The sequence below is a fragment of the Robbsia betulipollinis genome, assembly GCF_026624755.1.
GTDB classification, from domain to species: Bacteria; Pseudomonadota; Gammaproteobacteria; order Burkholderiales; family Burkholderiaceae; genus Robbsia; species Robbsia betulipollinis.
In genome coordinates this window covers 113329-125196 of sequence record NZ_JAPMXC010000002.1, presented here as the reverse complement: position 1 = coordinate 125196, position 11868 = coordinate 113329, and the positions used below count along the sequence as shown (strand labels likewise).

The following is an 11868-nucleotide window of genomic DNA, read 5'->3' as shown; positions in this document are numbered from 1 at the left end:
TGTCCTGGGACAAAACCGGAAATATCCATGTTATTTTAAAAATGCAACTAACAGCCTAATTTTAATAAAATCCAAAACAACATCGAAAACCGCTCACAGCGGAAAATCGAAAACGGGAAAACACATCGCGCTCCATACCGAAAACCGCACCGACAGCCGCAGCGACGCGGCAGCGCTGGCATAATCGCGCCTCGCATCTGAAACGGAATCGCCGACACCTTGCTCATCACTTTCCACGACACCCGGGCGTCGTTCGACGCCATGCCGACAGTGGGTCGGAACCGATCGCGACACGTCGTTCGACGCTTCGTTTTCGTCACGTTCATCGCATGCAGCGCGCCGGCATTTGCCTCGAGTACGCAATGTTCCGCCTTCTTTGCCGGAGGAGAAGCGCCCGATCTGCTCGTGCCATCGCTGGGGCAGCGCTTGCACGCACTCTGTTTTCGCTTTTATTCGACGGCGGAATCGGGCGTCACGCGTACCGCGCTCTGGTCGGCCGAAAAACTCACGCGTGATTCGGTCGCCGGTGCGCAGGGCGAAACGCGCGTCAACGCGTTTCATGTCGAATCCGCGATCGACGCCGAGGACCGCGCGGATATCGCCGACTATCGGGGATCCGGATACGACCGTGGCCACATGGCGCCAAGCGGCGACATGCCCAGCGACGACGCCCAGTATGAAAGTTTTTCGCTCGGCAATATGGTGCCGCAGGCGCCCGACAACAATCGTCATCTGTGGCAGGGCATCGAAATCGCCACGCGGGCAATGGCGAAATCGGAAGGGGAGATTTATGTGGTCACCGGGCCGCTGTTCATCGGTCCGCGCGCTTTGTTGAACGCCCGGGTCAGCGTGCCGACCCAGATATGGAAGGCCATTTACGCACCGCAACGCGGCGCGGCCGCCTATGTCACGGCGAACCGGCCAGGGGCCGGCTATGCGGTCATTTCGATCGCCGAACTCGCTCAGATCACGGGTATCGACCCGTTTCCCGCATTGCCGGCCTCGGTCAAGCAATCAGCCATGTCGTTGCCGCCGCCGCGGCCGAGCGGCCGCAAATTGAAGTCCGGACAAGTGCCGCTGACCGATCTCGGTATCGGTGCGCAGGGAACCGGCGCCGGCCTGTCCGCTGAAGTGACCGCGGCGGACACGACCGAGGCTGGCGACCGGTCGAGTCCGGAAACCACCACGCGGTCACACACGGAACGGCATCGCGCGCAAGAGCAGCAAGAACATACGGCGGCGTCGGCGCCACAGGGCGTCGGCTATATCCTCGACACCGTGCTGCGCGCGTTGAACATGATATTGCGGTTGGTTTCCTCGGTGAGCCATTGAAATCCGTGCCGACGACATGCCGTTCCAAGCGGACATCACGATCTAGCTACTGCAACTGAAAAACCGATAATTCGTGTTATGTTAAATTATAGAAAGATCCGGTCATAGACCTGTTTGCCGTCCGAATCGAGTCGAACAAGTTACGAAGCGTCTGCGGTCAAGTGTTTGGAAATTTGCCTGGTTAGTTTTCGGTATCCCCTCTATCCAGGATCAGACAAATGAAAAGAAGCTTGTTGGGTGTGGCCCTGACGCTCCTGGCCTCCGGGACTTACGCCCAGGGATCGGTCACCTTGTACGGCATCATCGACGCGGGTTTGACCTATGTGAGCAACGAAGGCGGACATCGTCTGTTCGAGGCCCAGGACGGTGCGAATTTCGGCAACCGCATCGGGTTCAAAGGCACCGAAGACCTGGGCGGCGGCATGAAGGCGCTGTTCGTGCTCGAAAACGGTTTCAGCCTCAACACGGGCGTCATGCGCCAGGGAGGACTCGAATTCGGCCGTCAGGCCTTCGTCGGTCTGTCGAACCCCTACGGCACCCTCACTCTGGGCCGCCAATACGACTTCATCTACGACTACATCACGCCATTCAACCTGAACGGTTACGCAAGCGTCTACTCCGGACATATGGGGGATTTCGACCGCATCGCCGGCGACCAGCTGAACAACACGGTGAAGTTCCAAAGCGCCACCTACGGCGGGTTCTCGTTCGGCGTCATGTACGGCTTTGGCAACGTCTCGGGCGATTTCCACGAGGACAGTTCATGGAGCGCCGGGATCGGCTACAAGATGAACGGTTTCTCCGCGGCAGCCGTCTACACGCGCGTCAACGACGTCGAACTCGACCCGTATGCGCAAATCGGCGTCACGTCCTTTCTGGGCCAGACCATGGCTACGCGCAACGCCGACGGGACCGTCACCGACCTGGATTCCAGCACCTATTTCACCGTGGATCGCGAATCCATCGCCGCGGTGGGCGCAAGCTATTCGTTCGTCAAGCTGACCCTTGCCGGCAATTTCACGTCGACGCATCTGAATCACGCGTCCAATAGCGCCACGATGAATGTCTGCGAACTCGGCGCGATGTATTTCATCACGCCCTCTGTCATCGCGCTGGGGGGCTACGAGTACACGACTTTCGCCAGCCGCCACTGGAACCAGCCGACCTTTGGCATGCAGTATCTGTTGTCCAAACGCACCTGGCTATACGCGAACGTCTCCTATCTACGCGCATCGTCCGGCGTGGATGCCAACCAGGGCGCGGGCTTCTATTCGGTGCCTTCGAGCACGCGCACCCAGACCGTGTCGCGCGTCGCCATGATCCACACGTTCTGACGCTCCCGCCGCCGGCGGTTGCCGTGCGCCGCCCGATATGCATCGCGCTCCAGTTTCCCGTGCGCGCTGCGACAAGACCGCGACAAATCGGCTGCTTATTCTCTCGGTTGTGGTTGTTGCCCTGGCCATTTCATTGACTACCCTCGTGCGTGCGCGTCGGTCACCGTCATTATTCAGAAATAAAGGTCGAACATGCTCCCCGCTTCTCCCTTTTCCACCCGGGAACTCAAGCCCGGTTTCGGCGCCGAGATCCTGGACGTCGATCTGGCCAGCGTTGCCCCGGATGTGCTGCGGGACGTCGTCAGCTGCTTTCATCTGCATGGCGCCATCCTGTTGCGTGACCAATCGATGGCGCCGGACGATCTGGTGCGTTTCGCATCGGCGTTCGGCGAACCCGAGGGCCACACGATCCAGGAATTCACGCTGCCGGGTCACCCGGAAATCTACGTGCTGTCGAACCGACTTGTCGATGGCAAGCCGATTGGTGCGCACAACGATGGCGTCGGCTGGCACACCGATTACTCCTACAAGGCCGAACCGGTGATGTGCACGATGCTGTACGCCGTGCAGGTGCCCGAAGAGGGCTCGGACACCCTCCTCGCCGATACCTGCGCGGCCTACGATGCGATGCCCGAGGACGAGCGCGCGGCGCTGGAAGGTCTCGTGCTGCATCACAGCTACGCGCACTTCATGGCGACGCGCGAGTTCCAGCGACGCGAGCTGACACCGGCGCAGTTGCTGGATAACCCGGACGTGCGTCATCCGCTGGTGCGCACGCATCCCGCGGATGGACGCCGCGCGCTCTGGCCGAGCCTGGGCACCGTCAAGGGCATCGACGGTATGGAGACCGATGCCGCGTTCGCGCTGCTCGACGACGTGATCGCGCATTGCACGCAGGAACGTTTCGTCTACACCCACAAATGGCATCGCGGCGACGTGCTCGTCTGGGACAACCGCTGTTCGCTGCACACCGGCACGCTGTTCGACGACAAGAAGTACGTACGCGAGATGCACCGGCTCTGGATCAGGGGCGATCGGCCGTTTTGAATCGCTTCGGGGACCGGATCCAGGGGCCATCCAGGGGGGGCGCCTTTGGTGTCCGCTATCCCGCAATGTGTCATCTCCACGAACCAGAAGGGATCATGTCATGACCGACCGTAGAACGTTCCTGCAGCTGCTTTCGGGCGCGGCCGCCCTGCCCGGTCTGGCCGGTTTCGGTGCGCTCGGGTCTCTGGGCGTGGCCGCGAGCCGTTCTGCGCTGGGCGCCCCGCTGCCCGCGGCCACGCCCGTCACGATCGCCTTTCCCGCCGATGTCCCGTCATGGGATCCGCTGGTGCGCGTCGCGCCGGATCCGATCTCGATCTATCGCAGCGTCTTCGACACCGCGATCGATATCGACGCACAAGGCCGGTTGCGGCCAGGCGTCGTCACCGCATGGCGCTGGAAGGATGGCGACGGCCGCGTGCTCGAACTGGACCTACGCGACGACGTGCTCTTCCACAATGGCGACAAACTGACGTCGGACGATGTCAAGTTCACGTATTTCGACCGCCTGCATGCGGACAAATCGCTGCAGGTGGGCGGCATCTGGTGGGCGCTCGAGGGCATCGAGACCCCCACGCCGAACCGCGCCGTCATGCACTTCAAGGCGCCGATGATCACCGCGCCCGCCTTCCTAGCCTACCTGGGCGGCTATCTGATTTCGATGGGGATTCAACGATGCGGCGCACTCCAGCCGAAGTTTTCGGGCAAAGTTCGGGATCACGCCGCGCCAGTGTCGCGTGTCGGGAAAACGCATGGTTCAACTCGTTTCGTGACTGCGAATTGCATTTGCATGATGAACGGCTGAGTTGGTGTGGATGGCTGGTTTACGTCAGTTGATCTTTATTTTTTAAAAATTTGACTGTTAGTTGCATTGTTTGAGTTGTACTTGCAAACAGCTTTCGCGTCCATCTCGCACCATGACATTCGCATAGAATTGAAAGCGGTCTTCGCCGAGGGTGATCCTCGTGCGGCGGCCCTCCTCATCATCTTCAAGGAACAGAATGGCAAGCGAATCTCCCGTCGCAATTTTCCTCGCGCTTGGCGTGAACGCATTGATCGCCGCCGCGAAATTCGGCGCTGCGATCTTTACCGGTTCCGGCTCGATGCTCGCGGAGGCGATTCACTCGCTCGCAGACTGCATGAACCAACTGCTGTTGCTGTTCGGCATGCGTCAGGCCAGGGAGCCGATATCCGAACTTCATCCACTGGGCAATGGACGCGTCAGTTACTTCTACTCGATGATCGTCGCCCTGCTGCTGTTCTTCATCGGCGGCGCTTTCTCCGTGTACGAAGGCGTGCATCGTCTGCTGCATCGCGAACCCCTCTCCTACCCCTATGTCGCCATCGCCGTGCTGGTGTTGTCGCTGATCCTGGAAGCCGTATCGCTGACCGGTGCAATCAAGCAGATTCGCCATTCCAACGGCAGCATGCCCTTGTGGCGGTGGTTCCGCGAGACGCGCGAGTCGGAACTGCTCGTGGTCGCCGGCGAGGATTCGGCCGCGCTTGCCGGCCTCAGCGTGGCACTGATCGCCATCGTCGCCTCCACCGTGACGGGCAACCCCGTCTACGACGCATGCGGATCGATTGGCGTGGGCCTGCTGTTGATGATCGTCGCGGCACTGGTGTTGCGCGAGGTCAAATCGATGATCGTCGGTGAATCGGCCTCGCCGGACACGCGCCGCGGCATTCATGCCTTTCTGGAAGAGCGCGAGGAAGTGCGCCGCGTCATCAATCTGATCACGCTGCAGTGGGGCGAACATATCGTCGTCGCGGTGCAGGCGGAACTGATCGACTACGCCAGCGGCCGCGCCCAGGTCGACGCGATCAACCGTATCGAAGCCGATCTCCAGGCCCGCTTCCCCGAAGCGCGCTGGGTCTTTTTCGAACCCGACGTAAGTCGCCACTGAGCGACGCGTTCGCCGGTCGCCACTGGTTCGGCGCCTGGCCGGTATGCAATAATTGCTTTTTAAGCATACCGAAATAACGATGCGGGAAACACCATGCACGCACCGTTTTCCTCGTCGCGCGGCGGCACTGTCCCGCGACTGCGGCGTGCGCGCCCGTCGGACATGGGTTTTGCCCCGCGGCGGGTTCTGGTTCCGGTTCCGGCTGTCCCTCCTCTATCTGGCGATCGCGGGCACGGCAACCGGACTGGCGCCGCGTCTCGCACATCCGCAGGCAATCGCCGCCCCTACCCCGCGCGTGCTGACCATCGCCGATGCCTGGGATGCGCCGGATGCCGCGATCGCCCCGCAACCGCCGGGCATGCCTTCCGCCCGGCCCGATGTCGTGCGTCATGTTGCGGTCGGCATGATCCAGGGCATTCGCCCCACGGCCATCATCGATCCCGAAACGCTGCGCGTGACCGGCGTGGCGACCGACTACCTGCGCCGCATCGGACAATTCGCCGGCATCGAATGGGCGGCGCGGCTTTACGCCGATCCGGCCGCCCTGCGCGCCGCGCTCGCGAGCGGCGAGGTCGCGGTCGCGATCGGCATCGACAGTCCGCCAGCGGATCGCGCCGGCGCCGAGGCGAACCGCCGGCCCGACGCCCCGGTGACGACGGCGCCCTTCGCGCGCAGCGCGGTTGCGGTCATTGCCCGGCACGACCATCCGCCAGCCGCCGGTCTGGCTGGCGAAACGCTGGTCTACGTCCGTACCGCGTTCGCCGACGCAACGCTCGCGCAGCGTTATCCGCAAGCCCGGCGCGTTGCGGTCGATACGCCCTATCACGCACTGGAAAGCCTGGCGATCGGACGGGCGACGGTGTATGTCGGCGACCCCGGCGCGCTGCGCGCCTACGCCCGCACCGTGCTGTTCACCGGGCTCGAGATCAAACAACGGCTGGATGCCCTGAGCATTCCGCATGCGTTCGCCGTGAATCCAGCGCAGCGCGAACTGCTGGCCGAACTGAACGCCGCGCTCGGGCACATCCCGCCCCAGATGCACGCGCGCATCGCACGGCGCTGGAGCGACGTCACACAGGCGACACGGCCGCAACGCTTGCCATTAAGCGAGGCTGAACAGGCATGGATCGACGCCCATCCCGTGGTGCGCGTCGCCACGCCCAGCTATGTGGTGCCGTTTGCCTTCGAGGACAGCGGCGGGCGCTTTTCCGGCATCACCGCGTCGCTGCTCGACATGATCGCCGCGCGCACGGGCCTGGTCTTCGAACCGGTATTCGTCGCACCGGTCGCGGCGATGCGCCAGCAAGCGGCGCAGGGCGAGGTCGACATGGCAGCGCTCGCGCTCGGCGCCGATCACGATGATCCTGACGGACTGCTTCATACCCGCCCCTTCATGTTCACCACCGCTGCGATCGTGGCGCGCCGCGACGACGCGGCCATCACCGATCTCGACTCTCTGCGCGGGCGCAAGATCGCTCTCGTGAAAGGCCAGCCGCTGACGCCCTACCTGCTCGCGCGCGGCCTCGCGCCTCGCGACATCATCTATGCCGGGAGCGGCATCGATGCGCTGGAGCACGTCGCCGCCGGACATGCGGACGCAACCGTGCTGTACTTCGCGACCGCGGACTATTTCATCCACCAGTACTACGCGCGTGCGCTGCGGATCTCCGGCACCACCGGGCCTGCCGCGGTGCCGGTGCAATTCGCGATTCGCCCGGGCGCGCCGCACTTGCGCGCCATCGTCGATCGGGCCATCGGCGCCCTCCCCGAAGCCAGCATCGATGCGCTCAACGCGCAATGGAGCGCCCTCGCGCTCGTGCCGCCCAGCTGGGTGCCGCATCGTGCGCTGATACGCCATGCAACGCTCGCCGTCGCGTTGCTGTTCGGCGCGATCGTCGCCTGGAGCCTGTGGCTGAGGTTCCGCATACGGGCCCGCCAGCGGCATGAACGACTCCTCGAACAGCAGGTCGCCTTTCTGCGACGGCTGATCGACGCCAACCCCAATCCGACCTATGTTCGCAACGCGGCCGGCGTACTGGTCGATTGCAACCAGGCACTTTGCGCAGCGATGGCCTTGCCGCTGCAAGACCTCATCGGACGCACGATCGCCGATACGCCCGGTTTCGACGCGCAGAGCCGCAGACTCATCGACGACGCCTATCGGCACCTGCGCGCGGGTGCGGAAAAGTATTTCGAGACGCTCGCGCTGCGCCTGCATGGACGCCGCATCGAAGGCTGTCACTGGGCGGTGCCGCTCGGGCAGCTGAGCGTGCCGGTTCCGGCGGGACGCGATGGCGCGCATGCTTACAGCGGCGGCATGTTGGGCGGCTGGATCGATCTTACCGACCTCAAACACATGGAACAGGCGCTGCGCCGCGCCAAGGAGGAAGCGGAGGCCGCGAATCGCGCGAAGACCTTGTTCATGGCCACCATCAGCCACGAAATACGTACGCCGATGAATGTCATCATCGGCGTGCTCGAACTCCTGCAGTCGGAGCACGGAACACGCGCCGACGACGTTGAAGCCGTCGGCACGCGCTGCGTCCGGACGGCGCCGGGCGTCATGCCCATCAACGCCGCCCGGCGCCGGCAACAGGCACGACTGGCCTACGGCTCGGCCACCGCGCTGATGACCTTGCTCAACGATATCCTCGACTATTCCCGCGCCGAGTTCGACCAGATGCAATTGAACCGGACGCCCGGTCGTCTCGCAGACCACCTGCGCGAGGTCGTCGATTTCTTTCAACCCAGCGCCGCATCCAAAGGACTCGCACTGCGGCTCGAGCTTCCCGGGGAGGCGCCGGCCGGCCTGCCCGATCTGGCGCTCTTCGACGCGAGTCGGCTGCGGCAGGTATTGAACAACCTGCTCAGCAATGCCATCAAGTTCACCGCATCGGGGACGGTCGCGTTGCGTGCGCAATGCGGTGCACTGCCCACGCCGGACGGCGCGCCCGCGGCAGGCATCACCATCACGGTAAGCGATACCGGTCCGGGCATCGCGCCCGCGGCGCAGGAAAAGCTATTTCAACCTTTCCAGCAGCTCTCGGGCGCGATTTACGCCCGTTATGGCGGCACCGGCATGGGCCTGGCGATTTGCCGCCGCATCGTCGAAGCCATGGACGGTACGATCGCCCTGCAAAGCCGGGAGGGAGCGGGCACGACGGTCACGCTCGTCCTGCCGCTTCTCGTGCCGCACCACGACACCGCGCCATCGCGTCCGGCAGGTTCCGGCGTCGCCCGTCCCCTCGCCTTGCCGCTCGAACCGGGGGCACGCGTGCTGGTCGTCGACGACCACGAGGCGAACCGGGTATTGCTGGCCACGCAACTCATGCAGCTGGGGTTCGCGGCACAGACGACGTCGGACGCCGGGGAGGCGCTGGCACTACTGGCGGCGGAGGCTTTCGCGCTCGTCATCACCGATTGCAACATGCCGGGCATGAGCGGATATGCGCTTGCCACTGCCATCGTCGAACGCCGGGGATCGACCCTTCCGGTTATCGGCTACAGCGCCGACGCCTCCGCCGCGTCGCGGCAGCGTTGCCTCGACGCGGGCATGCTCGGCCTGCTGGTCAAGCCCCTGACCCTCGCCAGCCTGCGCGCGCAACTGCTGCCGACGGCAGACCACAGCGATGCGCACGAGGCCACGGCTTCGGCGGACAGCGTCGCGCCCGCGTCGCCCGAACCCGCCGAGCGACTGGACGAACTCGCCGAGCGTCTGATGCGGATCGCGAACGGCGACCGCACGATGGCCGCGCGGTTGCTACGCCTGTTCGAGGAGGGACTCGACGCCTCGCATCCTCGTTACGAACAGGCCATGCGAACAGGCGACCGCGCCGCGTTGCGTCAATACGCGCACCACAACAAAGGTCCGGCGAAAATGCTCGGCCTGCATGCCTTCGCCGATGCCTGCGACGCACTGACGCGGGCGAGCAGCATCGCCGCCGGCCTTGCGCCGGAGGCCGACGATGACGAAAACGCGTCGCACGACGCTCGCCCTGTGGCACGTTCGGCGCCGGACGCCGGCGACACGGCGCGCGCTGCCGTCCGGCTCTCTCGGGCGAATCGCGATTTTCTGGCGGACCTCGCCGGGGTGCGGGCTCTGGTGGCGGCACTGCGCGCGCAGCTGGAGGATGCGGCGCGGGCTCGCTGAGCGGCACCGGATGAGCGGCACCGGATGTCGGTCATGCGCTATGGAAAAACGCTTCAATAGGCATCGAACAGGGTCTGCAGGGCAGTGGGCGCCGCGATGCCGTCCGATAGCGCGAGCAGCAATAGCAGCCGTGCCTTGTACGGGTTCAGCGTACCGCTCGCCACGAAGCCGAGCGCCGCATCGTCGACCGCCGCGCCACGCGTCACACGTACCTCCAGCGCACGGCTGGAGCGCACGACCGCGATGCCGGCGCCCGGCAGCTGCGCCAACGCCTGCTGCAGATCGGCATGCAGCGAGCCATTGCCGGTACCGGCGACGACCACGCCGGCCACCCGCCCGGCGGAATCGCGCATCAGGGCGTCGATGTACCTGGGCGAAACGCCTCCATGACTCACCACGATATCGACGGCGGCCAGATCCGCGGCCTGCCAGCCCGATGCACGGGCGAAACGGCTACCGGATGTGTGCAACCCGGTGTGCAACCCGGTGTGCAACCCGGTGTGCAGATCCTGAGCGGCCCGTGCGAACGCGACCTGGCCATCCTGAACCCAACCCAGTGCGCCCGATTCCGGCGAGGCGAAAGCGTTCACCGAGTGACTACTCGCCTTGACCACATCGCGTGCGGAGTGGATGCGGTTGCCGAATGCCACCAGCACGCCCTGTCCGCGCGCAGCCGGTGCCGCGGCGAGCGTGACCGCGTCGAAGAGATTCGCCGGGCCGTCCGCCGAGAGTGCGGTCGCGGGACGCATCGCCGCAGTCATCACGACCGGTTTGTCGCTGCCCACCGTCAGATGCAGCCAGTAAGCCGTTTCTTCCAGCGTATCGGTGCCATGCGTGATCACGACGCCATCGACATCGTCGCGTGCCAGCACCGCGTTGACCTCGCGACTCAGACCACACAGGAAATCGAGACTGGCATCCTTGCTGTCGATTGCGGCGAATTGCCGGGACGCGATGGCGGCCAGCCGATCGAGACCGGGAACCGCCGCCAACAGCACGTCGAGCGTGAGCGCGCCCGCGCGGTAATGAAGGGATTCTGCCGCGCTTGCGCCCGACCCGGCGATCGTTCCGCCCGTGCCCAGTATCACCACGCGCGGCAGGGTCGCCGGTCGTGCCGCGGCAGCCCTTCCGGCAGCGGCGGCAAGCGGCGGACCCGCAGGCGTGACAGGCGATGCGGCGGGCAGTGCGCCGATGGCGTCCGGCGCCACGCGGGCTGGCGCATCGCCAGCGGGAAAATACGGTGTTGAAGCAGGAGGAACATTCATCTGGAAACAACCGGGGCGAAGGATGGGGAAACCGCGACTGTAGCGCACAGAGGCACGCTACTTGCAACCGCAATTGCCACGTCGCATGGGACCCACATCGATGACGGACATGCGGCGGCGACCGGCGAAAAAGGTTGCCAGCCGGAAAATACTGTATAGAATTACAGTATCGCATCCAGGAACGACGTCATGCTCAAGCTTACCGCACGACAGCAGCAAGTCTTTGAATTAGTGCAGCGTGCCATCGAGCGCAGCGGCTTCCCGCCCACACGCGCGGAGATTGCCGCGGAATTGGGATTCAGCTCGGCGAACGCCGCCGAGGAACACTTGCGTGCGCTCGCCCGCAAGGGCGTAATCGAACTGGCGCCGGGTGCATCGCGCGGTATCCGGATCGTCCAACCGGACGCGGCGAACGACGCCGCACCGGCCGCCTCGCTAACGCGCGCACTGTTTCTTCCGCTCATAGGTCAGGTCGCGGCCGGCAATCCGATTCTGGCGCAGGAACACGTCTTGCGTCAGTACGGCTGCGATCCGGCGATGTTCTCGAACAAGCCGGATTATCTGCTCACGGTCAGGGGCCTGAGCATGCGTGACGCGGGTATTCTCGATGGCGATCTCCTCGCGGTGCAACGTCGCCGCGAAGCGAACGACGGCCAGATCGTTGTGGCGCGACTGGGCGACGAAGTGACGGTGAAGCGTTTCAAGCGCACTGCCACGGGCGTCGAGTTGATTGCAGAAAACCCTGATTTTTCGAATATTTTGGTCGACCGCGAGCGAACGGACTTTGAGCTCGAAGGTATCGCCGTCGGTCTCATACGTCCTACCCAACTTTGAAC

At 64.3% G+C, this 11868-nt stretch carries 9 protein-coding genes; 7 read left to right on the top strand and 2 right to left on the bottom strand.

The features are described from left to right. Positions 1-93: 93 nt before the first annotated feature. Positions 94-432 (bottom strand): hypothetical protein, encoded by a 339-nt coding sequence (locus OVY01_RS12385; protein WP_267847897.1) that lies wholly within the window; start codon positions 430-432, stop codon positions 94-96. Between OVY01_RS12385 and OVY01_RS12380 the strand changes: the two genes are divergently transcribed. The 6 genes from OVY01_RS12380 to OVY01_RS12355 all read left to right on the top strand — a co-directional run bounded on the left by OVY01_RS12380 (position 427) and on the right by OVY01_RS12355 (position 9767). Then, positions 427-1332 carry a DNA/RNA non-specific endonuclease gene (locus tag OVY01_RS12380; RefSeq protein WP_267847896.1) on the top strand — a complete coding sequence of 302 codons (906 nt, stop codon included), beginning with the start codon at positions 427-429 and terminating at the stop codon, positions 1330-1332. The genes OVY01_RS12385 and OVY01_RS12380 overlap by 6 nt on opposite strands. A 218-nt stretch (positions 1333-1550) precedes the next feature. Next, positions 1551-2666: a porin gene (locus OVY01_RS12375; protein ID WP_267847895.1), complete on the top strand. Its 1116-nt coding sequence runs from the start codon at positions 1551-1553 to the stop codon at positions 2664-2666. Between the two features lie 192 nt (positions 2667-2858). Next, positions 2859-3713, top strand: a complete 855-nt coding sequence (locus OVY01_RS12370) for a TauD/TfdA dioxygenase family protein (protein WP_267847893.1) — start codon at positions 2859-2861, stop codon at positions 3711-3713. Between the two features lie 100 nt (positions 3714-3813). Beyond that, complete coding sequence (locus OVY01_RS12365; RefSeq protein ID WP_267847892.1) at positions 3814-4515, top strand: ABC transporter substrate-binding protein; 702 nt, start codon at positions 3814-3816, stop codon at positions 4513-4515. 196 nt (positions 4516-4711) lie between these two features. Next, positions 4712-5617 (top strand): cation diffusion facilitator family transporter, encoded by a 906-nt coding sequence (locus OVY01_RS12360; protein WP_267847891.1) that lies wholly within the window; start codon positions 4712-4714, stop codon positions 5615-5617. Positions 5618-5696: 79 nt separating this feature from the next. Next, on the top strand, positions 5697-9767 hold the full coding sequence (locus OVY01_RS12355) for an ATP-binding protein (protein ID WP_267847890.1): 4071 nt from the start codon (positions 5697-5699) through the stop codon (positions 9765-9767). Positions 9768-9820: 53 nt separating this feature from the next. Here the strand turns inward: OVY01_RS12355 and OVY01_RS12350 are convergent, their stop codons facing one another. Then, entirely contained in the window at positions 9821-11032 is a 1212-nt protein-coding gene (locus OVY01_RS12350; RefSeq protein ID WP_267847888.1) for an asparaginase, read from the bottom strand. Between the two features lie 189 nt (positions 11033-11221). Here OVY01_RS12350 and lexA point away from each other — a divergent pair, with 189 nt between their 5' ends. Further along, complete coding sequence (gene lexA / locus OVY01_RS12345; protein WP_267847887.1) at positions 11222-11866, top strand: transcriptional repressor LexA; 645 nt, start codon at positions 11222-11224, stop codon at positions 11864-11866. Positions 11867-11868 lie beyond the last annotated feature (2 nt).

Coding starts and splice junctions, on each gene's coding strand:
- OVY01_RS12355 (WP_267847890.1), top strand. CDS start 5,697: ATGCGGGAAACACCATGCACGCACCGTTTTCCTCGTCGCGCGGCGGCA.
- OVY01_RS12370 (WP_267847893.1), top strand. CDS start 2,859: ATGCTCCCCGCTTCTCCCTTTTCCACCCGGGAACTCAAGCCCGGTTTC.
- OVY01_RS12350 (WP_267847888.1), bottom strand. CDS start 11,032: ATGAATGTTCCTCCTGCTTCAACACCGTATTTTCCCGCTGGCGATGCG.
- lexA (WP_267847887.1), top strand. CDS start 11,222: ATGCTCAAGCTTACCGCACGACAGCAGCAAGTCTTTGAATTAGTGCAG.
- OVY01_RS12375 (WP_267847895.1), top strand. CDS start 1,551: ATGAAAAGAAGCTTGTTGGGTGTGGCCCTGACGCTCCTGGCCTCCGGG.
- OVY01_RS12365 (WP_267847892.1), top strand. CDS start 3,814: ATGACCGACCGTAGAACGTTCCTGCAGCTGCTTTCGGGCGCGGCCGCC.
- OVY01_RS12360 (WP_267847891.1), top strand. CDS start 4,712: ATGGCAAGCGAATCTCCCGTCGCAATTTTCCTCGCGCTTGGCGTGAAC.